The sequence below is a fragment of the Hungatella effluvii genome (genome assembly GCF_003201875.1).
Classification (GTDB): Bacteria; Bacillota; Clostridia; order Lachnospirales; family Lachnospiraceae; genus Hungatella; species Hungatella effluvii.
Window position 1 is genome coordinate 1 of the sequence record NZ_QJKD01000015.1, and the last position, 23254, is coordinate 23254.

General features: G+C 50.3%; 23 protein-coding genes and 2 tRNA genes. 3 read left to right on the plus strand and 22 right to left on the minus strand.

From position 1 onward, the window contains the following. Nucleotides 1-139: 139 nt before the first annotated feature. The 7 genes from DFR60_RS23085 to DFR60_RS23120 form a co-directional block, all read right to left on the minus strand. A tRNA-Ser gene (locus DFR60_RS23085) sits at nucleotides 140-228 on the minus strand. A gap of 48 nt (nucleotides 229-276) precedes the next feature. After that, nucleotides 277-362 (minus strand) — tRNA-Ser (locus tag DFR60_RS23090). 352 nt (nucleotides 363-714) lie between these two features. Further along, nucleotides 715-1359, minus strand: coding sequence for a pyroglutamyl-peptidase I (pcp, locus tag DFR60_RS23095; protein WP_110325003.1), 645 nt, complete (start codon nucleotides 1357-1359; stop codon nucleotides 715-717). A gap of 229 nt (nucleotides 1360-1588) precedes the next feature. Beyond that, nucleotides 1589-2572 (minus strand): 2,5-dihydroxypyridine 5,6-dioxygenase NicX family protein, encoded by a 984-nt coding sequence (locus DFR60_RS23105; RefSeq protein WP_110325004.1) that lies wholly within the window; start codon nucleotides 2570-2572, stop codon nucleotides 1589-1591. A 34-nt stretch (nucleotides 2573-2606) separates the two neighbouring features. Continuing rightward, a complete protein-coding gene (locus tag DFR60_RS23110) occupies nucleotides 2607-3551 on the minus strand; it encodes a DUF979 domain-containing protein (protein WP_110325005.1) in 945 nt (314 codons plus the stop codon). 17 nt (nucleotides 3552-3568) lie between these two features. After that, complete coding sequence (locus DFR60_RS23115; RefSeq protein WP_198292943.1) at nucleotides 3569-4270, minus strand: 5-oxoproline transporter, DUF969 family subunit; 702 nt, start codon at nucleotides 4268-4270, stop codon at nucleotides 3569-3571. A 305-nt stretch (nucleotides 4271-4575) separates the two neighbouring features. Beyond that, complete coding sequence (locus DFR60_RS23120) at nucleotides 4576-4845, minus strand: hypothetical protein (protein ID WP_110325006.1); 270 nt, start codon at nucleotides 4843-4845, stop codon at nucleotides 4576-4578. Between the two features lie 183 nt (nucleotides 4846-5028). Between DFR60_RS23120 and DFR60_RS23125 the strand changes: the two genes are divergently transcribed. Then, the gene (locus DFR60_RS23125) at nucleotides 5029-5352 is read left to right on the plus strand and encodes a helix-turn-helix domain-containing protein (RefSeq protein WP_002601509.1); all 324 of its coding nucleotides are present in this window, start codon (nucleotides 5029-5031) and stop codon (nucleotides 5350-5352) included. A gap of 73 nt (nucleotides 5353-5425) precedes the next feature. Here DFR60_RS23125 and ispD read toward each other — a convergent pair whose 3' ends face one another. The 9 genes from ispD to DFR60_RS23170 form a co-directional block, all read right to left on the minus strand. After that, complete coding sequence (ispD, locus tag DFR60_RS23130; RefSeq protein ID WP_110325007.1) at nucleotides 5426-6139, minus strand: 2-C-methyl-D-erythritol 4-phosphate cytidylyltransferase; 714 nt, start codon at nucleotides 6137-6139, stop codon at nucleotides 5426-5428. A gap of 53 nt (nucleotides 6140-6192) precedes the next feature. Continuing rightward, entirely contained in the window at nucleotides 6193-7230 is a 1038-nt protein-coding gene (gene tsaD / locus DFR60_RS23135) for a tRNA (adenosine(37)-N6)-threonylcarbamoyltransferase complex transferase subunit TsaD (protein WP_002601511.1), read from the minus strand. Between the two features lie 113 nt (nucleotides 7231-7343). Continuing rightward, nucleotides 7344-8249, minus strand: a complete 906-nt coding sequence (locus DFR60_RS23140; protein WP_002601512.1) for a ribonuclease Z — start codon at nucleotides 8247-8249, stop codon at nucleotides 7344-7346. Between the two features lie 683 nt (nucleotides 8250-8932). After that, nucleotides 8933-9175, minus strand: a complete 243-nt coding sequence (locus tag DFR60_RS23145) for a hypothetical protein (RefSeq protein ID WP_110325008.1) — start codon at nucleotides 9173-9175, stop codon at nucleotides 8933-8935. A 127-nt stretch (nucleotides 9176-9302) separates the two neighbouring features. Further along, complete coding sequence (gene rimI / locus DFR60_RS23150; protein WP_110325009.1) at nucleotides 9303-9755, minus strand: ribosomal protein S18-alanine N-acetyltransferase; 453 nt, start codon at nucleotides 9753-9755, stop codon at nucleotides 9303-9305. A gap of 36 nt (nucleotides 9756-9791) precedes the next feature. Continuing rightward, nucleotides 9792-10505: a tRNA (adenosine(37)-N6)-threonylcarbamoyltransferase complex dimerization subunit type 1 TsaB gene (gene tsaB / locus DFR60_RS23155; protein WP_110325010.1), complete on the minus strand. Its 714-nt coding sequence runs from the start codon at nucleotides 10503-10505 to the stop codon at nucleotides 9792-9794. Then, nucleotides 10502-10930 carry a tRNA (adenosine(37)-N6)-threonylcarbamoyltransferase complex ATPase subunit type 1 TsaE gene (gene tsaE, locus DFR60_RS23160; RefSeq protein WP_110325011.1) on the minus strand — a complete coding sequence of 143 codons (429 nt, stop codon included), beginning with the start codon at nucleotides 10928-10930 and terminating at the stop codon, nucleotides 10502-10504. Before tsaE ends, tsaB begins: the two co-directional genes overlap by 4 nt. A 41-nt stretch (nucleotides 10931-10971) precedes the next feature. Beyond that, nucleotides 10972-11523, minus strand: a complete 552-nt coding sequence (locus tag DFR60_RS23165) for a YcxB family protein (RefSeq protein WP_243005161.1) — start codon at nucleotides 11521-11523, stop codon at nucleotides 10972-10974. Nucleotides 11524-11532: 9 nt separating this feature from the next. Beyond that, the gene (locus tag DFR60_RS23170) at nucleotides 11533-13674 is read right to left on the minus strand and encodes a Tex family protein (RefSeq protein ID WP_110325012.1); all 2142 of its coding nucleotides are present in this window, start codon (nucleotides 13672-13674) and stop codon (nucleotides 11533-11535) included. Nucleotides 13675-14050: 376 nt separating this feature from the next. On the opposite strand from DFR60_RS23170, the gene DFR60_RS23175 reads away from it, so the two are divergent. Together DFR60_RS23175 and DFR60_RS23180 are read left to right on the plus strand one after the other, a co-directional pair. Continuing rightward, the gene (locus DFR60_RS23175) at nucleotides 14051-14917 is read left to right on the plus strand and encodes an Rpn family recombination-promoting nuclease/putative transposase (protein WP_167437698.1); all 867 of its coding nucleotides are present in this window, start codon (nucleotides 14051-14053) and stop codon (nucleotides 14915-14917) included. Nucleotides 14918-15131: 214 nt separating this feature from the next. Then, the gene (locus tag DFR60_RS23180) at nucleotides 15132-15518 is read left to right on the plus strand and encodes a hypothetical protein (RefSeq protein WP_002601520.1); all 387 of its coding nucleotides are present in this window, start codon (nucleotides 15132-15134) and stop codon (nucleotides 15516-15518) included. Nucleotides 15519-15608: 90 nt separating this feature from the next. On the opposite strand, the gene DFR60_RS23185 is transcribed toward DFR60_RS23180, so the two are convergent. The 6 genes from DFR60_RS23185 to secA form a co-directional block, all read right to left on the minus strand. Continuing rightward, a complete protein-coding gene (locus tag DFR60_RS23185) occupies nucleotides 15609-15971 on the minus strand; it encodes a DUF2752 domain-containing protein (protein ID WP_025530113.1) in 363 nt (120 codons plus the stop codon). Between the two features lie 16 nt (nucleotides 15972-15987). Beyond that, the gene (locus DFR60_RS23190; protein ID WP_002601522.1) at nucleotides 15988-17196 is read right to left on the minus strand and encodes an aspartate kinase; all 1209 of its coding nucleotides are present in this window, start codon (nucleotides 17194-17196) and stop codon (nucleotides 15988-15990) included. Nucleotides 17197-17374: 178 nt separating this feature from the next. After that, entirely contained in the window at nucleotides 17375-18589 is a 1215-nt protein-coding gene (locus tag DFR60_RS23195; RefSeq protein WP_110325014.1) for a homoserine dehydrogenase, read from the minus strand. A 5-nt stretch (nucleotides 18590-18594) separates the two neighbouring features. Beyond that, nucleotides 18595-19038: an ACT domain-containing protein gene (locus DFR60_RS23200; protein ID WP_002601524.1), complete on the minus strand. Its 444-nt coding sequence runs from the start codon at nucleotides 19036-19038 to the stop codon at nucleotides 18595-18597. 105 nt (nucleotides 19039-19143) lie between these two features. After that, nucleotides 19144-20257 (minus strand): peptide chain release factor 2 gene (gene prfB, locus DFR60_RS23205; protein WP_110325104.1). Its coding sequence is split into 2 segments (ribosomal slippage): nucleotides 19144-20181 and nucleotides 20183-20257, totalling 1113 coding nucleotides; the frame shifts between segments, so codons are not numbered across the junction. 101 nt (nucleotides 20258-20358) lie between these two features. Further along, on the minus strand, nucleotides 20359-22929 hold the full coding sequence (secA, locus tag DFR60_RS23210) for a preprotein translocase subunit SecA (RefSeq protein ID WP_110325015.1): 2571 nt from the start codon (nucleotides 22927-22929) through the stop codon (nucleotides 20359-20361). Between the last annotated feature and the right edge of the window lie 325 nt (nucleotides 22930-23254).

Below are 23254 nucleotides of genomic sequence, written 5' to 3' on the forward strand. Positions count from 1 at the left end.
CTGAATTTTCTCATTCAAAGCCATCAAACAATGGCTTGTTTTATTAGAATTTTCAGGGTTTTACATACTGTTCAATCTTCTGTTTTCAAAGTGCTGTGCGCATCTAACTCCGGGATAACATGTCCGGCGTAAACGCTAGCGCAGAAGGAGGGATTTGAACCCTCGCGCCGCTACTAACGGCCTACTCCCTTTCCAGGGGAGCCCCTTCAGCCGCTTGGGTACTTCTGCAATTAGCTGATTTAATTTCTATATGAAATTCAGCGGCAAACCTGCCAACGGAGAGGATGGGATTCGAACCCATGCGCCCTTGCGGACAAACGGTTTTCAAGACCGCCTCGTTATGACCACTTCGATACCTCTCCAAACGTGCTTTTCTATTTTAAGGGATAATCGCGCTTTTGTCAAGCACTTTTTTTCTCTTTTTTTCAACCTCTGGAAGGTTTTAAAAGCGGGTTGCCATCAGAAGCAACTCGGCTAGTTTACCATTGTTTTTACAATCTGTCAACAGATTTCAACAAATTTTTCCAGTTTTTTTATTTTCCGTGTTTTACCGCCATTTCCAGCCCGTCAGCCGGTGCATTTACCAGTGTCTCACAGCGTAATTACGGCAGTCCGGAACAAAAGCGGGGGACTGTGATCTGGGAATCCGATCATCTGCATCCGGTGCGCTTTTGTTCCGGCGCTTTGCCCTTATCTATCGCGGGTGACGAACGATCAGTGCGTCTCACCGGCGCTGACACGGTCTGCCACTTTTTCGTCCACGATCGCCTCAATTGCATACTCAATCGATTTTTCGATTGCCTCAAGGGTCATGGATGGCGTTCCCGCTGCCTTGTCAACTACCTGGCCGCTAGCGTATGGTACGTGAATAAAGCCGGCGCGGATATTGGGATAGCGCTTCGCACACATATAAAGAACATTATACATCACTGCATTGCAGACATAGGTTCCTGCTGTATAGGAGATCGAGCAGGGCAGACCATGCTCCCGGACATTCTGCATCATGGCCTTGACCGGCAGAGACGCAAAGTAAGCGTTCTCTCCGTCAGACTGAAGCAGCTCGTCCACCGGCTGCTCTCCCTGGTTGTCCGGAATTCTCGCATCTGCAAAGTTAATAGCCACCTTCTCAATGGTGACGCTGGCTCTTCCGCCTGCCTGGCCTACGTTCAGAACCACGTCAGGCTGATGCTGCCGGATTCCCTCTTCCACAGACGGGCCGCATTTAGAAAATACCGTGGGTATCTCCAGCTTGATGATCTCCGCACCATGTATGGTGTCTGGAAGAAGCTTCACCGCCTCATACGCCGGATTTACTTTTTCTCCCCCAAAGGGGTCAAAACCTGTCACTAAAATCTTCATGTTTTATTCTCTCCATTTTTCTTAAGATATACAGAAACAGTTATGGGAATCACACTTCCCGGCCCTGTCTAGTACTGCATTGCGTAAATTCCTGTGATATAGCACTCGCTATCTACGCCAGGAGCACGCCCGCGAAGCTAACCGTAGGATCCACTACGCCGTCGCTCCGCGGACGCACACCTGACGCAGATATCAAGCACTATATCACAGTTATTTACGCAATGCAGTACTAGAAAAACACAGGTTCCGGTATGATAATTCTCCCCTGCTGAATCAGCTGGCGGTTGTCCGCAAAGAGGTTCGGTTCCCTCGCTACCAGATCAAAATGGCCGTTCGCCTCATGGTTTCCGCCCAGCGCGATATTTCTGCCCAGGCCGATATGGAACGTACCGTAGGCGGACTCGTCCTCAATGTAACACCGGCCGGCGCACTGGGAGTAGGAATTTAAACCGATCCCCAGCTCGCCCGCCACATAGATTCCGGAATCGTGATAGCCTTCCATATACTCCTTCAGGCGTTTACCTGTGGGAGTCTCCTCGATCTCCACGATTCGTCCCTCTTTGAAGACGACCCGGGTATCTTCCCTGGCCGCTCCGATATAGCCCAGAGAACCGTCGATCACCATCGTTCCATTGGTACCGCATTCCTCCACGGGAATATAGACCTCTATGCTGGCCGAGGAAAATCCGCCTCCATCTGCAGTTACCCCGTTGAAAAATCCGGGCATTCTTCCTCTCTTCATCAGGGTCAGGTCCGTTCCCGCATCCGTCTTGATCTGGATGTGGGACGAGGACTTTAAGTATTTCATAATTACTTCTGCTGTCAGTTTCGACTTCTTAACGTCCATTTTCAGGAAATCAAAGGTCAGCATGGATTGTCCGTTATTGGTGGAAAGGGGCAGAGAGAGAAACTTTGCCCGGCGCTTTATCACATTTCTGGCCGCCTTCGTCGTCACAAGGCTGTACTCCGTAGCCGCAAGCACCGCGTTGTAAGAATCAAAGATATCGGGATGCTGGTCAAAGAAGACGCCCACATGCTGTCCCTGACGTTCTACCAGCAGAATACTGACCGCGTGGGTGCGTTTTTCCGCCTGACGCTTTAATACCTCCGCTTCGGCCATGTTCTTCTCCCCTGCCACGATCATGAGGCGGTCCCAGGGCTTCAGCTTCAGCCACCGGTTAATAATAATTTTTGCTCCTTCTTCCAGTTCCATGTGCTCTACGTTCCATTTCTCTATGTTCTGATTTTTAGTGCAGCGCGATCATATAGATAATCTGAACGACAATCATAATGAGCGCTACGACGATCTGATTCTTGATTACGCCAAAACGGTTCTTCATATCCAGGATAGCTACCGGCACAATGTTGAAATTGGCCGCCATCGGTGTCAGCAGCGTTCCGCAGAAACCGCAGGTTAAAGCTATCATGCCGATTACCACCGGATCCGCGCCGTAGTTTAAGATACAGGGCGCTCCGATGCCGATCGTCATAACCGTGATCGCTCCATAAGCATTGCCCATAATGGCCGTAAATAATACCATGCCGATGGCAAATACAATAATTCCTATGGTTACATTTCCCGGAGGGACGATACCTGAGACAATCTTTCCGATTACCTCACCTACGCCGGCGGCCGTAAACACGCCTCCCAGTGCTCCCAGCAGCTGCGGCAGCATACAGAGCGGTCCCATCATGGACAGGAAACGCTCGGAATCCTTGAGAAACGTAGAAGGACGGTTGTCCTTCGAATAAGCCATTAACAGGAGGATAGAGATGATAACGCCGACAGCGACACCCACCAGAGCGCTGATCTTGGTCAGCAGCGCGAAGGCCAGAGACATCACACCCATAGTCAGAGCCGGAAGGAAAATCTTCATGCCGATTTTCTCATACTGCTTCCTTGAATATTCTTTTGTCGGAATCGTCTGTTTTCCAACTTTTACACGTTTGAAGATAGCCGGGATGATCATGATGATGACGAGAGTTCCCGATACCTTGGTGGGAAGCCAGTGGCCGAGAGCACATACGATACCGAAGGATGTCCAGAATACAAACGTTCCGTAGCGGGCCGGGTTCTCTTTGTCCAGTAAATTCTTAACGCCTGCGTAAATGGTAATCAGGCCGATGATGATATATACGCACTCCAGCAGCTTACTGCTGAGTGAAATTGCTGAATCCATAAAAAATGACATGAGTGACTACCTCCTGGTTATGATTTTCCTTTTTCTGATCTGCCGGATTTTAAATATTTCTGTCTGAGACGCTTGTCCTTCAGAGTGAAATAGATGCAGGCGACGACAAGCGCCGTCAAAGCCACCGGAATCTCCACCTTGGCCAGATCGATGAGCTCTACTTCATAACCCAGTCCCTTTAATGTACCCTGGACGAGAAGTCCGCCGGAACCGCCTACAAACAGGACCTGGAAAAAGAACCAGCTGATGTTCTCCATAGCGGAAGCCATTCCCTTCGCCTCTTCTATGTAGTCCTCATCCGCAGGCTCGTCATCTTCGGAGATGGCGCCTTCCGCCATAGGCAGAAGTACCGGACGTATAAAGCCGGCAACACCGCCGAATCCCACGTTAAACGCACCAAAAAAGGAACGCATGGCTCCATAGATGCATACAAGCTTTCCGACGGTCACATTCTTGAATTTGCGGATAAAGTCCGCGGCCGCCTCACGAAGCCCGTTGCGCTCCAGCGTTCCGGTCACAAGTAAGATAATAATAAAAATAGCCATGCTTCTGTTTGATACAAAATTGCTTCCCAGGTTTTCCAGCAGTCCGCCTACTCCCAGTCCTCCGACGAGAGCCGTGGAAACAGCTGCCAGAAAGATGATCAGAATAGAATCCAGCTTTAATGCAAAGCCGACAATGACGATTACAATTCCGATAAGTTTCAGATACTCCATCATACTACCTCCTAAATATAGTTTTCCCCACACGCAGCTTAAGCGCGCGATCGTTATCTTTCTATTATACAGTAGCGAAGGGGGTTTTTCAACCGGAATACCAGCGCCGCTCCACCGTCTTTTCGGGATTCGCGTCGGTATTTCCCCCTCCTTATCACAATTCGGAGCAGGGAAAAACAGAAAAAGATATCCACAGAATACATTCTGAAAGAGCCGTAAACTTCTCTCTCAGTAGATATTCTGTGGATATCTTTTACCTGCTGAAATCTCCCCAAAATGCATACGAGGGGGGCGTTTTCATTTTCTCATCACCTCTGACTGTTCTTCTCAAGGCGTATCACCAGACCTTTTTTGGCCTCTGTTGATGTGGAATACTCCGTCTTTTCGCCGGTAATATAGTAGATTGCATCATTCCAGGTCTCTGTGGTATATTCCTCGGCTGGAATCTCGTCAAGAGCGGCGCGGCATTGGAACCTGCGTTTCGTTCCGCGTAAATCGGATAAATACTGGCAGCCCATTCTGGAACTTAACTGCTCCAGCAAATCAGTTCTGTCACTTCCTTCCCGTATTTTTTCCATTGTTTCACGCTCCTATTCATTCGTTATTCCGGTGCATTTTGAGAAATGTGTTCGCATCATACATTTAATACTCCATATGGTTAATAATATTGTAATCAATGCAATATGTCAAGTGAGGGATTGCATTATTTGCCACATATATTTCATTGAATGCAATACTATGAAACTGGAAGGGGGTATTTTATGTATATCGACTTCAATTTTGCAAAACGTCTTTCTGAGCTGCGGACACAAAAAGGCGTATCCGCACGGGACATGAGTCTGTCACTGGGCCAGAACCCCACATATATCCATAAAATAGAAAATGGGACCTCTCTCCCATCCATGATGGGGTTCTTTTATATATGTGAGTATTTAAACATCGAACCCTCCGACTTTTTTGCTGTGGAGAGACCCTGTCCTGCCAAACTAAAAGATATTATGGAAGATGCACAGCACTTGAATCGTGAGCAGCTGGATCATCTACATCTCCTGATAAAGGATCTGTTGAAGGCAGGGCAAAAATAAGCCGCAAAAAGAGCTTGACTGGTATCACCCGGTCAAACTCTTTTTTCTGTCCGTACTCTTTTTTTATTGTCAGCTAAATCATATGATTTCTTCTCAGCAATACCTCCGCCAGATCCATGTCCTCCGGCGTGGTCACCTTGATATTGGAATAGTCGCCGCGGATCAGCTTCACCTTCCGGTCCGTCATACTCTCCACGACCATGGCGTCGTCCGTCACTCCGGTCTGATACACTTCCGATGAAAGCAGCTTCGAGTAAGCGCTGAAGATCAGGCTGTAATCGAAGGCCTGGGGCGTCTGAATCTGCCAGAGACGGCTTCTGTCGGGTGTCATGACGGCAAATTCATCGTCATCGGACATTTTCACCGTGTCCTTCACCGGCATTCCCACCACGCAGGCACCGTAACGGCCGGCTCCCTCTATAGCCGCGGAAATAATCTCACCCGTGACACAGGGCCTTGCGCCGTCGTGGATCAAGACAATATCACAGTCTGTCACCGCCTTCAGCCCCTCAAACACGGAGTGATACCGCTCTCTGCCGCCCTCCGTGATCTTACTGACCTTTTGAAAGCCGAATCTCTCCACAATCTCTGTTCTGCAGTACCCGGTCTCTCCCCGTCCGGTGACGAGAATAACCTGCTTTACCGGGCTGTCTTCAAATGCTTTTAACGCATAATAAATAAGAGGCTTTCCCCCCAATTCCAGATACTGCTTCTGAATATCGCTTTCCATGCGCGTTCCTTTTCCGGCAGCCAGAACGATGGCCGCCGTATTTTTGCATTCCCGCATCTCCACGTATCCTCCTCCTTCTTTCAGTCCCTGGTTCCGGCTCTATTCGCCGTTTAACGTTCTCCCAGCTTCAGGTTCGGCACTGCGTTTAAATCCCAGCCCGCCCTGGCGCCGCCCATGTATTCATAATAGGCCGCAACGCCGATCATGGCGGCGTTGTCCGTACAGTAAATGGGGGATGGATAATAGAAATCAATTCCCGCCTTGCTGCACGCCTTCTTCATTCCCTCACGAAGAGCGGAGTTGGATGCCACGCCTCCGGCGATCGCCACCTTGTGAAATCCGTATTCCTTCGCCGCTGCTATCGTATGGCTCACCAGCACATCCACAACCGCGTTCTGGAACGAGGCTGCCAAATCGGGAACATTGATCTCCTCCCCCATCATCTTCGCATGGTTGATGTGATTCAACACGGCCGATTTGAGGCCGCTGAAGCTGAAATCGTAGACGTTGGCCTCCACCTTTGCCCTCGGGAAACGGATGGCCTGCGGATTGCCCTCTTTCGCTGCCTTATCGATCTTCGGACCGCCCGGGTATCCCAGTCCCACAGCCCTGGCCACCTTGTCGAAGGCCTCTCCCGCCGCGTCGTCTCTCGTTCTGCCCAGGATCTCGAACTCACCGTAATCCTTCACTACAACGAGGTGCGTATGGCCGCCTGAGACAATCAGACACATAAAGGGCGGTTCCAGCTCCGGATGTTCGATGAAATTGGCGGAAACGTGCCCCTCGATGTGATGGACTCCGACCAGCGGCTTCTTAGCCGCATAGGCGATGGCCTTTGCCTCGGCTACGCCCACCAAAAGCGCGCCTACCAGGCCTGGCCCGTAGGTCACGCCGACAGCGTCCATCTCCTCCAGTGTCATCCCCGCTTCTGAAAGGGCCGCTTCCACCACCTGGTTAATCTTTTCAATATGTTTCCTCGACGCGATCTCGGGCACCACTCCGCCATAGATGGTGTGGAGTGCGATCTGGGAGGAAATGATGTTGGACAGCACTTCCCGGCCGTTCTTCACCACCGCCGCCGCGGTCTCATCACAGGAGCTCTCAATCGCCAGTATATAGACATCTTCCTCAGTATGATTCTTTTTCATTTCATTTGCCTCATCAATCTTCATCAAATTCGTAACGGTTCAGCCGTGCATCTTCATGTTTTCGAAAAGCATGAAAACATGAAGCCCGTACATACTGCCGCACGGCTGAATCGTTACTCAAATTCCAGTTCTACGGTCCATGCGTCCTTCGCCGCCTTTGCCCGCGGAAAGATCTCTCTTACCTTGTCCATAAACTCCTCAGGCCTCGTCAGGGAGGGACTGTAATGGGTCAGCCACAGCTGCTTCGGATTCGCTTCCTTCGCCAGCCTGGCCGCCTCGTAAAAGGTCATGTGCTTGTATTCCCTGGCCTTGGCCTCCTTGCCGTCCTCGCCGTACATGCCTTCACAGATAAAGAGATCCGCATCCTTCGCATATTCGGCAATCACCGGAACCGGTCTCGTATCGGTACAGTACGTAACCTTTAAACCTCTTCGCGTCGGGCCCAGAACCATGTCCGGTGTAAAGACCTTTCCGTCCTCTTCCATAGTCTCTCCCCGCTGCAGACGGCTCCAGAATTTCTGAGGGATCTCATACTCTTTCGCCCGTTCCACATCGAAACGGCCCGTTCTCGGAATGGAAATGGAATATCCGTAGCAGACCACATTGTGATTCACACGGTACGCGTCAATCACGTAGGGCCCCATCTTAAGCTGTTCTCTCGGCTCACTCAGCTCGATGAATTTCAGCTCAAAGGGCAGTTCCGGTGCAATCACGCGAAGCGCCGTCACCACCCGCTCCAGCCCCCTGGGGCCGATCATGGTCAGGGGTTCTGTCCGTTCCGCGTTTCCCATGGTTAAAAGAAGTCCCGGCAGACCGCTGATGTGGTCCGCGTGGTAATGAGTAAAGCAGATGACGTCAATCGGCTTGGGGCTCCATCCCTTTTCCTTCAGCGCAATCTGCGTTCCCTCGCCGCAATCGATTAAAAGGCTGCTTCCATCACAGCGCGCCATCATGGAAGTCAGCCACCGATACGGCAGAGGCATCATACCTCCCGTGCCCAGCAAACATATATCTAACATAGACAGATCCTCGTTTCTTTCATTATTTATTTCAGTCCATCTTTCGGATCACGAATCCAAAAGGACACAGCAACTGCGCTGCCGCCTAACCGAAATCATATCACAGGTTGGCATAAATAATCAAGAGGTCTTTGTCCGGCCGGACTTCACTCATTTTTCCTTCATCATGATGTATTCCGTTATTCCATCTCTGTAAAGGCCGGGAATCTCTCCCGCCTGCCGATAGCCATTTCTTTCATAAAAACGCTTTGCTTCCGGATTGAAATCTGCAATGCCAAAGAGTCCGTCAAGCCGGACTCGCGCGCCGGAGCGCGGTCGCTTCAGCGGCTATATTTCATTTCCTAAGCGCGGAGTGCGCATACCCGATAAAGCGGGGCACGCTGTCCCCCGGAGGGTTTTTGTTTCATAGGACGAACTTTCCTGTGAAATAAAAATAGTTTGTGAGCATCGGCACAAACTATATTTTCCAGGTAATCTATTAACTTTCTGCCAATCCCCTCAGTTACCGGACCGCGCCGGGAAAACTTCGTTTATCCTGTTTTCCAACGCCTCCTGTATACAGCCCCATGGCTTCCGTGCAGTCCGGAGAGGGGTATGAACAGGAGCGAAGATGATTTCTTTTACCTGTCTATCCCCCGCTCTGGACTGCACGGAAGCCATGGAGCGTTACCATTCTTACCTATTCACAGAAATTCCTTCTGCTCCTCCACGTCCACTGGAAGCTTAAACTCACTGATTACTACATCATAACACGGTTCACATAAATCAAAATGGTGAATCTCCCCATCCTTTTCCGAAAAAAAATCCCACGCATGATTGATGCTTAAAACACCTTCCCTCACGATTCCATCCACTACAATCAATTTCTTGCCGCAGCAGTTGCATACAACTGCCTCCAGCTGGCCGCCGCTTGTGTACTTTCTCATCCTACTCTCACCTTTCTTTTTCGCACTTTCCGGATTTCTCCAGTTCGCCGCTGTCTGATTTTGCAGATGCGAAAAGGAGCATCCTTACCGGATACCCCTACATTATAAACGGTGCCATGGTGAAATTTTAGTGGTAAATGTTTGAAATCTCACGGTTCCACATGATCACAGCATCTTCCTTTGGGTCCCTGTAATAATCACTGCGGAGGCACTCCTCTTTAAAACCATAGGATTTATATAGGCTTCTGGCCGGTGTGTTGCCTTCTCTCACCTCCAGAGTGATGGCTGTCACCCCATTTTTTCTGGAATTTTCGACCACGCCATCCATCAGTTTCTTCCCATACCCGAGACCCCTTAAAGGCGGACGCACGCCGATCCGGAGAAGTTCTGCCTCGCCTGCAATGGTGCGGAACACACAGTATCCGGAAGCCTCATCCTCCTCTTCCAGAATCAGCCATGTATCCAGTCCCGTGCGGTGGGAATCCAGAATCATCTCCGGCGTCCACGGATCGCTGAAACACTGCGTCTCCATCTCAGCGACACAGTCCATATCCGTCTCCGGAATCATTTCTCTAAGCATACAACCGCTCTCCTTTGTCCACGCTCCAGTACTGTATCACAGGAAATTATGGGGCGCAGTGCCAGCTTCCCGTTCCCGCTCAGCCTGGGGCTTTCTCAAGTAATCCGGCGCGTGTTCTTCAGCCGTCTCGATTCGCCCTTCTTCGTAATAGATACAGCCCAGAGCCGCCACAGCCGCGGCCCTCTGCCTGTTGACATGCGCCGGAGCAAATGAAAACGGGACGGTCATGCGTTCCGCGATCCGCTCTCTGTAAACGGGAACTCCGTCTCCCAGGAACACCACCCGGGTTTCCATGTTGTTTAATTCATCCACCAGTTCATCGATGTCCATGGCGCACTGCTCCCTGACAGCCGTAAATCCCTCCCGGTTGTCATAGATACCGGTGTAGACCTGGTTTCTTCTGGCGTCCATGATCGGGCAGACCAGGCCGCCGTAGCCGTACATGCCGTACGCCATACCATCTACCGTCGGGATATGGATAAGCGGCTTCTTAAGCGCCAGCCCAAGCCCCTTCCCTGTGGCGGAACCGATACGGAGACCGGTAAACGATCCCGGTCCGCCGGACACGGCAATCGCATCTACGGTTTCTAAATCGAGCTCCACCATGCGGACAATCTCATCCAGCATGGGTAAAAGTGTCTGGGAATGGGTTTTCTTAAAATTCACCGTATATTCCGCTGTCACCACACCGTCCGTCACTACGGCCACCGATGCCACCAGCGACGAGCTCTCTATCCCTAATATCCTCATTCCAGTCCCTCCACAGTAATCCTTCTGTAATCAAATCCTTTTTCCAAATCCTTTTCGATCTTCACCGTGATCACATCCTCCGGCAGAATTTCCTCAATCAGGCCGCCCCATTCCACCAGGCTGACGCCGTCTCCGTAGAAACAGTCCTCATAGCCGATCTCGTCCATCTCGCTGACATCACCGATCCGGTAAACATCAAAATGGTAAAACGGCATCCTGCCGTCGTCATACTGCTTGACGATGGTAAAGGTCGGGCTGTCCACCGGTCCTTCCACACCGAGACCGTCGGCAAATCCCTGCGTAAATACAGTCTTTCCAACTCCCAAATCACCGTTTAAACAGTATACGGAAGACGGCTTTGCCGCCTCCCCCAGCCGTCTGCCAAGGGCATACGTCTCTTCCGGTGTCCATGTCTCTGTTACCATTTATTCTTTCCTCCATACCGTTTTACCGGCCCTGCTGCCTCTTATATCTTCTTTCTCCGCTCCGCCGGCAGGCTCTCCCGGAACAGTTCCGACAGCGCCTCTCTCTTCTCCCCTGTAATGGAATCCGGGAGCAGATACGCGTGTACCTTGTCCATGTATACAATCATCATTCCCCGGATCCGCTCCACCCGTCCGATGTTCTCCCAGATGAGCTCCAGACGCTCCGTTCCCTGAGTCACGACGACGCCTTCCCTGCTGAAGGAAAGGTTCATCGGATTCTGGATAACCGGACTCTTAGACTGCCTGGCCGCCTTCAGATACAGGAGAAATGGCTGCCACACAGTGAACATCAGCGCGCAGATAACAAGCAGCGCCCGGTACATCGCCGTGTTGGACCCCCAGGTGGTAACCAGCAGAAAGATGGCCGCCAGGCTGAAAATCACATTGAATATGCCCAGCATTCCTTTGTTGGAGTGGTACAGGGAAAATTTCCATAAGTCCTTAGCGCTCAGCTTCACCGTAAATGCCACCGGGTCTGTCTGTACCATTGGCTTCTGTTCCATCGGCTCCCGCTCCATTGGTTCCTGTTCCATACGCACCTCCTATAATTTCATCGTCAGCGCGATACGTTTTTTTGCCACGTCCACACTGATCACCTTGACTTCCACGATATCTCCGACACTGACCGCTTCCAGTGGATGCTTGATAAATTTTTCCGACATCTGCGAAATGTGGACCAGTCCATCCTGATGAACTCCGATATCCACAAATGCGCCGAAATCGATGACATTTCTCACCGTGCCCTTTAACACCATGCCCGGCTGTAAATCCTTCATATCCAGCACATCCGTGCGCAGGATCGGCTTCGGCATCTCATCTCGCGGGTCACGGGCCGGTTTTTCCAGTTCTTTTACGATATCCTGAAGGGTAATCTCTCCGATTCCCAGTTCCTCAGCCAGCTTTTTATAGCCTGTAACCTTCTTGCCGATTCCCTTGATCCCGCCGTGAGCCAGCTCGGCCACGTCGTAGCCCAGCCTGTCCAGCAGCTTTCCGGCCGCCTCGTAGCTCTCCGGATGCACGCTGGTGCCGTCGAGAGGATTCCTGCCTCCCTGGATTCTCATGAAGCCCGCGCACTGCTCGTACGCCTTCGGTCCCAGTTTCGCCACCTTTAACAGCTGGTTTCTGGACGTAAAGGCCCCGTTTTCTTCCCGGTACGTCACGATATTCTTAGCAATCGTCTTCGTGATTCCGGAGATGTATTCAAGCAGCGAGGCCGAGGCGGTGTTTAAATCCACACCAACCCGGTTTACGGCGGTCTCAACGACTCCCGTCAGTGCTTCGCTCAAATGCTTTTGATTCATATCATGCTGGTACTGTCCCACCCCGATTGACTTGGGATCGATCTTCACCAGCTCCGACAGCGGATCCTGAAGCCGTCTCGCGATGGAGACCGCACTCCTCTGTCCCACGTCAAACTGCGGAAACTCCTCTGTGGCCAGCTTGCTGGCTGAGTATACGGAAGCGCCCGCCTCATTGACGATAATATACTGAACCGGCTGCTGCAGTTCTTTTAACAGATCCACAATAATCTGTTCCGACTCCCTGGAAGCCGTTCCATTTCCCACGGAAATCAGGGAAACGTTGTATTTTTTAATCATCTTCTTTAAGATGACCTTTGCTTCCTCAACCTTGTTCTGGGGCGCAGTCGGATAGATGACCACGGTATCCAGCACCTTTCCTGTCTCGTCCACCACGGCCAGCTTGCATCCGGTACGGAACGCCGGGTCCCATCCCATGACGACGCGGCCCACGATTGGAGGCTGCATCAGAAGCTGCTCCAGGTTCTTTCCGAACACCCTGATAGCGCCGTCCTCCGCCTTCTCCGTCAAGTCGTTTCTGATCTCCCGCTCGATCGCAGGCGCGATCAGACGGTCATAGCTGTCTGCCACCACTTCTCGTAAAATGGGCGTGGTATTGGGGTTGTCCTTTGCGATCACTTTCTTTTCCAGAAAGCGGATGATCTGTTCCACAGGAGCCAGCACCTTTACAGTCAGAAACTTCTCTTTTTCCCCACGGTTCAGGGCCAGAATCCGGTGGCCCGCCGTCTTCTTGATGGTCTCCTCGTACTGATAGTACATCTCATAGACCGACTCCGCCTTCTCGTCCTTTGCCACCGACTGGAGGCTGCCCTGGCTCATCGTCGTCTTTCGGATATATGTCCGGTATTCCGCATTGTCGGAGATCCGCTCCGCCAGAATATCCTTGGCTCCTTCCACGGCTTCCTCCGCCGTGGCGACGCCTTTCTCCTCGGAGATATAATCCCTGGCTGCATCGATAACAGAGCCTTTTATCTGCTGAAGCAGGATTAAATCTGCCAGCGGTTCCAGCCCTTTTTCCTTGGCTATGGTCGCCCTCGTCCTGCGCTTCGGGCGGTACGGACGGTATAAATCCTCCACAGCCACCAGTGTGGCTGCCGCCAGAATCTGCTGTTCCAGTTCCGGAGTCAGCTTTTCCTGCTCGCGGATCGAAGAAATCACCTGCTCCTTCTTCTCTTCCAGATTGCGCAGATAGCGCAGTCTCTCATCCAGATTCCTCAAAACCTCGTCATTCAATGATCCGGTCGCTTCTTTTCTGTATCTGGCAATAAACGGGATCGTGTTGCCCTCGTCGATCAGTTTGACAGCCGCTTCCACCTGGCCGCGGCCGATTCCCAGTTCTTCCTGTAGTGCCCTGATAATATCCATGTTTTTCCCCTTATGTCTTAATACTTGACTCAATTTAATTATTATAATTCATACAGGAAGGTTATGCAAGACGGGATTTGACAGGATCTGGGATATCCTGATTATTAATCTCTTCCTCCTGTAAAAACCGGTTTTATTTTTATGAAAAATCTGATATACTGATTTTATTCTATTTCTTTTCTGCTCAGGCAGAATCATACAGCTGTTTCTACAGTTGTCTTTCTGGAGGTTCTTCCGGATAATCCTGTTTAACCAATTAAATACTAAGGAGGCTCAACTTATGACTGTTAGAATAAGTCACCGTTATGGCGAGATGAGTATGAATGAGAATGCAATCCGTAAACTGGCGGACAGCAACGAACGGCTGAACATCCGTTTGATCAATGATTTTGCATTTAAGACTACGTTTCATAATAAGGCTGCATTGACTGGTCTGCTCAGTGCACTGCTGGATATCGATCCTGCCGATATCCGCGAATTAGAGATCAGGGACTCATTTCTTCCGGGCGAATACGCTGAAGATAAAGAAGGCATACTGGATGTCAAACTTCTATTGAACAGGGACCGAAAAATTAATATCGAAATTCAGGTTCTGCCATTTGCCAATTGGGAAGAAAGAAGCCTGTTTTACCTGTCGAAGTATTTTGTTGAGGGTTTGGAAAAGGGAACTCCATACAAAATGCTGGATGCCACCATTCATATCAGCATTCTGGCCTTTCCACTGTTTGAGGATGGAACCTGGTACTCGGTTATCGAATTCCGGGACAGAAAAACGCACCGGTTATATAGTGACAAAATGAGCCTGCGCGTGTTACAATTAAGCCAGTTATCGAAGGCAACACCGGAAGAACGGAAGTCGGAAATCTATGCATGGGCACAGATGATTTCTGCTGATGATTGGGAGGTGCTTAAGAAAATGGCAGAAAGAAATGAGTATATGAAAGCAGCTGTAGATGAATTAGAAAAAATTAATGCCGAAAAGGAAAAACGTTACCACTACCTTATGCGCGAGAAACGGGAACACGATGAAGCGACCATACGTGATTATGAAAGAGGCCGGGGGCTTGCTCAGGGTAAAGCGGAATCTGTTCTGGAACTTCTGGAGGAATTTGGGGAAGTGCCGGAACAGCTGCGTGCTTCTGTTTTAGGACAGCATGACATGAATACCCTGAAGGCATGGCTTAAATATGCCGCCAAAGCGCAATCTCTGGAAGATTTTATAAACTGTATACAGCATAGATAAATACCACATGCCGGAATTGGGCTGTGACACAGATTTTATTTCGTGTCACAGCCCTGTTTCATCTGCCGGATATCATTTCCGACAGTCAAATATTACCATTAGTCCCCCATGTATGCTGCCTCAATCTGGGGCCGCTCTGCCTTCCCTCCTACTGGACATGCGGCCATTTTCGTGCTACAATCATACAATAGCATTCAGAAGAGGTACTTATACAATGGAAGATAATAACAATAAAAACAACGGCCTGCTTCCGAATATGCCGTCACCAGGAACCCTCTGGGCCTCCTGGTCGGTATTTCTGGGCGGTCTGGGCCTTATAGGCAACTGCATGTGCGGTCCCATCTGGGGCCTTCCGGCAGGACTGACTCTCGGCCTTCTGGGAATTGCCTGTGCCGTAGCGTCCAAAAAAGGAAAGCCGTTTACACAGCAGGCGCAGCTTGGGCTGATCCTGTCGATTCTGGCGGCGGTCTGCGGTCTGCTCATGACATTCTTTATCATTATCGTTTACGATGTTATGGGGACTGACACCATGGCCGGCAAATATTTCCGTGATTTGATGGAAGCGCTGCAGAATCCGGCTGCGCTGTTTCCAACTCAATAATCTCAGCGGATTTGCAGAAGAAAGAGCCCCTGGAAATTGGAAAGATAATATCCAATTCCCAGGAGCTCTTTTCATATGCTCCAGTACATCTTACTTCAGCAGCGGCAGCAAATCCACTCCGCGGAACACCAGCATGTAATTCTTGTAAAACCAGTTTCCCACCACAATACCCGCGCCGATCAGGATAAAGAGATTATACCGCCTGATATGCAGCCCCGGACGGTGAAAGACACGGGACGCGCCCCAGGATACCAGCTCCAGCAGAACGACGGCAGCCCCGTAGAGCACGAGAGGATGGTACTGAAAGCTCATGCGCAGATCGCCGTAGAGAAGTTCCCTCACGGCTCTCGTCCCCCCGCATCCCGGGCAGTACAGCCCGGTCAGCGAATGGAACGCGCAGGGCATTCCGATGCCCAGCAGTTTTTTTATAAAGCCAAAGACCTCATTAATCATTCTGACTCTGCCCTGATCAGTCTGCTAAATCAAACGCGTCATGGACGGTTCTCATGGCACGGTTCACGTCTTCTTCCGCGATGAGCACGGTAATTCTGATCTCTGACGTTGCAATCATCTTGATATTGACATTGGCACTGTAGAGAGACTCAAACATCTTGGCGGCCACGCCCGGATTACTGGTCATCCCCGCGCCGATGATGGAGATCTTCGCCACGCCTTCCTCACAGGCAATGGTCTGAGCCGTAAGGACTTCCCGGTTTTCATTCAGCAGCGTCATGGCCTCCTGCAGATCCGTTCTCGCCACGGTAAAGGAGATATCCTTTCTCTCTTCCCGGCCAATAGACTGGATGATGATATCCACGTTGATGTGGTGTCTCGCCAGCAGGTTGAATATTTTAAAAGCGATACCCGGTTCATTCTTCACTCCGATCACGGAGATACGGGCCACATTCTTATCCGCGGCCACACCGCTAACCAGCATTCTTTCCACTTTTGTTTCCTCCTTGATGATAGTACCTTCCGCCCTCGTAAGGCTCGATAAGACCACTAACTGAACTCCGTACCGCTTCGCCATCTCGACGGAACGGTTATGTAATACCTTGGCTCCCAGAGAGGCAAATTCCAGCATCTCGTCGTAGGATACCTCGGCAAGCTTTCTCGCATTGGGTACGATTCTCGGATCCGCTGTGTATACACCATCCACATCGGTGTAAATCTCGCAGGCGTCTGCATGGAGAGCCGCCGCAAGCGCCACCGCGGTAGTATCGGAACCGCCGCGTCCCAGAGTCGTTATGTCATCGTACTTGTTAATTCCCTGAAAACCGGTGATGATTACGATCTTTCTGGCATCCAGTTCATGGCGGATGCGCTCGGTATCGATCCGTTTTAACTTGGCCATGCCGTAGGCCGATGTGGTGTGCATGGCAACCTGTGCTGCGTTTAAGGACACGGCAGGCACCCCCAGCGCGCTCATGGCCATGGACATCAGTGCGACGCTGGTCTGTTCTCCGGTGGCCAGAAGCATATCCATCTCCCTCTTGGGGGGATTGGGATTGATCTCACGAGCCTTTGCAATTAAGCCATCCGTCGTCTTTCCCATGGCCGATAAGACGACCACGACCTCATTTCCTTTTTCATACTCCTCAATGCAGCGTCTTGCCACATTGTATATTCTGTCTTTATCCGCGACGGAACTTCCGCCAAATTTCTTTACGATTAACATGGATGCGGTCCTTTCTGAAAACTTACGATTCACGGCCAGTATCCCGCGAGGTGTTTTTTGTGAGTGAAGCGCAGCGGAAGTCACAGAAAACCCGAGGGCAGCAGCGCGAAACGGTGCTTTTTCCGTTTCTGTGCATCGCCACGCGTGTTGCTGGTCACGGAGTGAGCAGTAACAAACTTTATACTTCCGCTCTGATCCGCTGTCTGATTCCGGACAGCTCCTTCGCCTTCTTCTCATACTCCGCTTCCGTCATGACATCGGTCACCACAGCGAATTCGTCCATATGATCCAGCTCGATCACTGTGACATCTCCGAATACCTTTAAAACCTCCGCCAGACGCTCCTCGGCAATCCCCTTGATCCGGATAAAGAACCGGCAGGAAGACGTCTGGGTCGGGGCGATGGCAAGCCGGCTGTCATCCCAGCCCATCTCCACGTGGCGGTTTCTGTTCTGAACAGCTTCGATGATATCGGCGATCACTGCGCTGGCTGTCGGAAGCATTCCCGCGCCGCTGCCATAGAACATGGAGGTTCCAAGCATGTTGCCCTTCACCAGAATTCCGTTGAACACATCGCTCACAGAGTAGAGTGGATGGTCCTTGCCGATCATGACCGGCGCCACCCAGGCGTGAATCTCCCCAGCCTTTATGCGGCTGGAGCCAAACAGCTTCACGGAGGTTCCCATCTTCTCGGCATACTTAAAGTCCACGTCTGAGATCGAGGTGATGCCCTCCGTATGAATGTCTTCATAATCAACCTCATGGCCGGTCGCCATGGCGGTGAGAATCGCGATCTTTCTGCAGGTGTCGTGGCCTTCCACGTCGGCTTCCGGGTTTCTCTCGGCATAGCCTAAGTCCTGAGCCTCTTTTAAAGCGGATTCAAAAGTCTCTCCCTCTTTATCCATCTTCGTTAAAATATAGTTTGTCGTACCGTTTAAAATACCGGTAATCTCCTCGATCTCCTCCCCCGCAAGAGAGGTGTACAGCGGACGGATAATCGGAATACCGCCGCCCACACTGGCTTCGAAGAAGAAGTTGACGTTTTTCTCTCCGGCAATTCTTAAGAGCTCTGTTCCGTGTGCAGCGACCAGCGCCTTGTTGGAGGTGGCCACGTGCTTTCCCGCCTCTAAGCAGGCCTTCACGAAGGGATAGGCCGGATTCAGTCCGCCCATGGTCTCGATTACCATGGTAACCTCAGGATCATTCTCAATGACCGAAAAATCATGAACAATCTTATTCTCTACCGGTGTTCCCGGAAATTCTCTCAAATCGAGTACATATTTTACATTGACGGTATCGCCGGTCCTCTTTGTGATGGTTTCGCGATTCTTTTCCAAGATCTCTACCACACCGGAACCGATAGTGCCGTAGCCCATAACTGCAACATGAATCATAATTATCACTCCCTGGCTAATATTTTTACGTAGTGAACCCCGTGTTTCTCTTCCATGTCCTCTACCATCCTGGATACATTGCCCGTGCTTTCCAGGACTTCCACGCTTAAGGTCAGCGTAGCCACCCCATTTACCGGAATACTCTGATGGATCGTCAGGATATTGGCATGGTACACTGCCACAATATGCAGCAAATCGGATAATAATCCCGGCTCATCGTCCATCTGCATCACGAGTGTGATGGTCTTTCCCTTCGCGTTATCATAGAATGGAAAGATATCATCCTTGTACTTATAAAAAGAACTGCGGCTGATTCCCACACGGTCAGTCGCCTCCTGAACGGTTATGACTCGCTCTGATTCCAAAAGCTTCTTAGCCTCGACCACCTTCAGTAATACTTCCGGCACGGCCTTCTGCTTCACCACGAAATATTTGCTCTTTTCTTCCATAAAAAAATATCTTCCCTTCTGTGTCCGCAATAGAAATACATCTGTGCTCATAGGGAAGATATTATCATATTTATTCAGGGTATGCAACTATTTTTTATAAAAATTTTACATTTGTCCTGTGCTGATCCAGCGCAGGTAAGCGTAGATAAACAGATCCAGTGCTCCGTCCAGCACGCTGTTCACGTTGCCGGTCTCGGCATTGGTCCGGTGGTCCTTTACCATGGTGTATGGCTGCAGGACATAGGAGCGAATCTGGTTGCCCCAGCCGATCTCCGTCACGTCGCCGCGGATATCGGACAGCTTCTCCGCATTCTCCTGCTGTTTTAACAGATACAGCTTTGCCTTCAGCATCTGCATGGCCTTGTCCTTGTTCTGGAACTGGGACCGTTCATTCTGGCACTGCACCACGATTCCGGTGGGAATGTGGGTAATCCGGATAGCGGATGAGGTCTTGTTGATATGCTGTCCGCCCGCGCCGCTGGAACGGTACGTGTCGATCCTCAAGTCCTCTTCATTGATATCCACATCTAAGTCCTCTTCGATATCCGGCATCACATCACAGGATACAAAGGAGGTCTGACGCTTACCGGCCGCGTTGAACGGGGAGATCCGGACAAGCCTGTGGACGCCCTTCTCCGACTTTAAATATCCGAAGGCATTCTCTCCGTTGACCTGGATCGTGACCGACTTGATTCCGGCCTCTTCACCGTCCAGATAATCCAGCACTTCCACGGAATATCCCTTCTTCTCAGCCCAACGGCAGTACATGCGGTAAATCATGCTGCACCAGTCACAGGACTCGGTGCCGCCGGCGCCGGCATTCAGCCTTAAAATTGCGTTATCGCTGTCATATTCGCCGGACAGAAGCGTGTTGATCCTCATCTCCTCCAGCTTATCCTTAAATTCCTTTAACATCTCTTCCACTTCGGGAACCACAGACGGGTCGTTCTCTTCATTGCCCATCTCGATCATCACGCCGATGTCCTCAAACTGCTGCTCCAGGTCTTTATAGCCTTTTACAGTGTCTTTTAAGTTCTTCGCCAGCTGTACGATCTTCGTGGACTTTTCCGGATCTTCCCAGAAGCCCGGTTCCTCCATGGATTTGTCAAGCTCATCAATCCTCTTTAACTTATTATCTAAGTCAAAGTGAATCCCTCACTTCCACTAATGGTTTTTCAAACGTAGATAATTCATATTTGTACTGGTCTAACTCTACCACTGTGTCACCCACTTTCTTATAATTAATTTTATTTAAAAAGGGTCCAACCTGTATCCTTTCGTCGGTTGAACCCTTTTCATTCAAAAGAATAATACAGACGCCTATATCACCTTGCGGCCGCAGCACTGTTTATATTTCTTACCGGAACCGCATGGACACGGATCGTTTGGATAAATCTTGTTTTCCGCCCGCTTGGATGGCGCCTTGGCGGCGCTGTCGTCCTTGTTGGTCCCTGTTACCTTGGCCGCAGGCTCTCTCTCCACCTTCTGCTCGACACGGATATGCATTAAGATTCTCACCGTATCTTCGCGGATAGCTGCCGTCATCTCATCGAACATCTGATAGCCGCTCATCTTATACTCTACCAGCGGATCTCTCTGGCCGTAAGCCTGTAAACCAATGCCCTGGCGCAGCTGGTCCATATCGTCGATATGGGACATCCACTTGTTGTCGATGACCTTTAATAAGATGACACGCTCGATCTCACGGATCTGCTCCGCATCCGGGAACTCCGCTTCCTTCGTCTCGTAAAGCTTGATGGCTTCCTCTTTCAGCATATGCTTCAGTTCGTTCTTCTTGATCTTCTTATCTTCCGGAAGAACAACCGGCTTGATCGGAACGATCGGAAGAAGAAGCGTGTTCAGCTCGCCTAAATCCCATTCTTCCGGCATCTGCTCGTCAGTAATGGACAAATCGACCGCGTTCTCCACGATATCGGTCACCATCTTTAAGATTACGTCACGCATGTTGTCGCCGTCCAATACTTTCCGGCGCTCCGCATAAATGACCTCACGCTGCTCGTTCATAACCTCGTCATACTTTAACAGGTTCTCACGAATACCGTAGTTGTTGGTCTCTATCTTCATCTGAGCCTTTTCGATGGCATTAGAAAGCATCTTGTGCTCGATCTGCTCGCCTTCCGGCACGCCCAGCGCAGTGAACATATTCATCAAACGCTCTGAACCAAAGAGTCTCATTAAATCATCTTCCAGGGAAATGTAGAATCTGGAAACACCCGGGTCGCCCTGACGTCCGGAACGCCCACGCAGCTGATTGTCAATACGGCGGGACTCATGACGCTCCGTACCGATGATCTTTAAACCGCCCGCAGCCTTCGCCTCGTCATCCAGCTTGATATCGGTACCACGACCGGCCATGTTGGTCGCAATGGTAACTGCCCCGTGAACACCTGCATCAGCTACAATCTCAGCCTCCAGCTCATGGTACTTGGCATTTAAAACCTTATGCGGAATGCCGCGGCGCTTTAACATGCCGCTTAACATCTCGGAGGTCTCAATGGTAATCGTACCTACAAGAACCGGCTGTCCTTTCTTATGCGCCTCTTCCACTTCATCACACACGGCTTTGAATTTTTCTTTTTTCGTCTTGTAAACCGCATCTTCCATATCAATACGGGCGATCGGCTTATTAGTCGGGATTTCAATGGCATCCATACCGTAGGTGTTGCGGAACTCCTTTTCCTCGGTCAGAGCCGTACCGGTCATACCGGATTTCTTCGAATATTTATTAAAGAAGTTCTGGAATGTGATCGTTGCAAGCGTCTTGCTCTCTCTTCTGACGTTCACGTGCTCCTTGGCCTCGATGGCCTGATGCAGGCCGTCGGAATACCGTCTGCCGGGCATAATACGTCCCGTGAACTCATCAACAATCAGAACCTCGTCATCCTTTACTACGTAATCCTTATCACGGAACATCAGGTAATTGGCACGAAGAGCCAGGATAATGTTGTGCTGAATCTCCAGGTTTTCCGGATCGGATAAATTTTCAATGTGGAAGAACTGCTCAACCTTGTCAACGCCCTGCTCGGTCAAGTTTACAACCTTGTCCTTCTCATCAACGACGAAATCTCCGGTCTCCTCGATCTCCTCGCCCATGATGGCCGCCATCTTGGAGAATTCTCCGGATGCCTCGCCCCGCTCTAACTGACGGGCCAGAATGTCACAGACCTCGTAAAGCTTCGTGGACTTTCCGCTCTGTCCGGAAATGATAAGCGGTGTTCTTGCCTCATCGATCAATACGGAGTCCACCTCATCGATGATTGCGTAATCAAGTTCTCTCAATACCATCTGTTCTTTATAGATGGCCATGTTATCTCTCAAGTAGTCAAATCCAAGCTCGTTGTTCGTAACATAGGTAATATCACAGTTATAGGCTTCGCGTCTCTCATCCGAAGTCATGGAATTTAACACCACGCCTACCTTCAGTCCAAGGAATTCATGAACTCGTCCCATCCACTCCGCATCACGCTTTGCCAGATAGTCGTTGACCGTAACGATCTGTACGCCTTTTCCCGCCAATGCGTTTAAGTAAGCCGGACAGGTAGACACGAGGGTCTTACCTTCACCTGTTCTCATCTCGGCAATACGTCCCTGATGGAGTACGATGCCGCCGATTAACTGTACACGGAAGTGTTCCATATCCAGGACTCGTCTTGCTGCCTCTCGAACCGTTGCATATGCCTCCGGCAAAATATCGTCGAGGGTCTCACCTGCTGCCAGCCTTTCTTTAAAAAGCCGTGTGTTGTCCCTCAGCTCCTCATCCGTCAGTGCGATCATCTTCGGACGGAGTGCCTCTATCTTATCTACAATCGGATTGATTAACTTTAATTCTCTTTCACTATGAGTTCCAAATACCTTTTGAACGAGGTTCATGATTCATTCTCCTACTCTTCTTACTAAATAAACACAGTATAATCCTGTATATTGTAGCACTAACTCATTTTTAATTCAATGAATTCATAAAAAATTAACATTCTGCTAATAGTTCGGACATTCTTCCACCCGCTTGGGGCGTCTGGCCGGCACCACAATTCGACAAAATCAATGTATATTATGGTAAACCTGGCAAGTTGCACAAAAAATCTGTTCGATTTTCTACTTATCCACATTATCCACATCTTTCTGTGCACATTTCCCCCATTTTTATCCCCACCCACAAACCCAATATTTAGGGCAAAAACGACTTATACACCGAGTT

What these genes read in the sequence shown, in the direction of transcription:
- pcp (WP_110325003.1), bottom strand. Translation starts at nt 1,359, where the DNA reads ATGAAGATTTTAGTGACAGGTTTTGACCCCTTTGGGGGAGAAAAAGTA.
- DFR60_RS23105 (WP_110325004.1), bottom strand. Translation starts at nt 2,572, where the DNA reads ATGGAACTGGAAGAAGGAGCAAAAATTATTATTAACCGGTGGCTGAAG.
- DFR60_RS23110 (WP_110325005.1), bottom strand. Translation starts at nt 3,551, where the DNA reads ATGTCATTTTTTATGGATTCAGCAATTTCACTCAGCAGTAAGCTGCTG.
- DFR60_RS23115 (WP_198292943.1), bottom strand. Translation starts at nt 4,270, where the DNA reads ATGATGGAGTATCTGAAACTTATCGGAATTGTAATCGTCATTGTCGGC.
- DFR60_RS23120 (WP_110325006.1), bottom strand. Translation starts at nt 4,845, where the DNA reads ATGGAAAAAATACGGGAAGGAAGTGACAGAACTGATTTGCTGGAGCAG.
- DFR60_RS23125 (WP_002601509.1), top strand. Translation starts at nt 5,029, where the DNA reads ATGTATATCGACTTCAATTTTGCAAAACGTCTTTCTGAGCTGCGGACA.
- ispD (WP_110325007.1), bottom strand. Translation starts at nt 6,139, where the DNA reads ATGCGGGAATGCAAAAATACGGCGGCCATCGTTCTGGCTGCCGGAAAA.
- tsaD (WP_002601511.1), bottom strand. Translation starts at nt 7,230, where the DNA reads ATGAAAAAGAATCATACTGAGGAAGATGTCTATATACTGGCGATTGAG.
- DFR60_RS23140 (WP_002601512.1), bottom strand. Translation starts at nt 8,249, where the DNA reads ATGTTAGATATATGTTTGCTGGGCACGGGAGGTATGATGCCTCTGCCG.
- DFR60_RS23145 (WP_110325008.1), bottom strand. Translation starts at nt 9,175, where the DNA reads ATGAGAAAGTACACAAGCGGCGGCCAGCTGGAGGCAGTTGTATGCAAC.
- rimI (WP_110325009.1), bottom strand. Translation starts at nt 9,755, where the DNA reads ATGCTTAGAGAAATGATTCCGGAGACGGATATGGACTGTGTCGCTGAG.
- tsaB (WP_110325010.1), bottom strand. Translation starts at nt 10,505, where the DNA reads ATGAGGATATTAGGGATAGAGAGCTCGTCGCTGGTGGCATCGGTGGCC.
- tsaE (WP_110325011.1), bottom strand. Translation starts at nt 10,930, where the DNA reads ATGGTAACAGAGACATGGACACCGGAAGAGACGTATGCCCTTGGCAGA.
- DFR60_RS23165 (WP_243005161.1), bottom strand. Translation starts at nt 11,523, where the DNA reads ATGGAACAGGAACCAATGGAGCGGGAGCCGATGGAACAGAAGCCAATG.
- DFR60_RS23170 (WP_110325012.1), bottom strand. Translation starts at nt 13,674, where the DNA reads ATGGATATTATCAGGGCACTACAGGAAGAACTGGGAATCGGCCGCGGC.
- DFR60_RS23180 (WP_002601520.1), top strand. Translation starts at nt 15,132, where the DNA reads ATGGAAGATAATAACAATAAAAACAACGGCCTGCTTCCGAATATGCCG.
- DFR60_RS23185 (WP_025530113.1), bottom strand. Translation starts at nt 15,971, where the DNA reads ATGATTAATGAGGTCTTTGGCTTTATAAAAAAACTGCTGGGCATCGGA.
- DFR60_RS23190 (WP_002601522.1), bottom strand. Translation starts at nt 17,196, where the DNA reads ATGTTAATCGTAAAGAAATTTGGCGGAAGTTCCGTCGCGGATAAAGAC.
- DFR60_RS23195 (WP_110325014.1), bottom strand. Translation starts at nt 18,589, where the DNA reads ATGATTCATGTTGCAGTTATGGGCTACGGCACTATCGGTTCCGGTGTG.
- DFR60_RS23200 (WP_002601524.1), bottom strand. Translation starts at nt 19,038, where the DNA reads ATGGAAGAAAAGAGCAAATATTTCGTGGTGAAGCAGAAGGCCGTGCCG.
- secA (WP_110325015.1), bottom strand. Translation starts at nt 22,929, where the DNA reads ATGAACCTCGTTCAAAAGGTATTTGGAACTCATAGTGAAAGAGAATTA.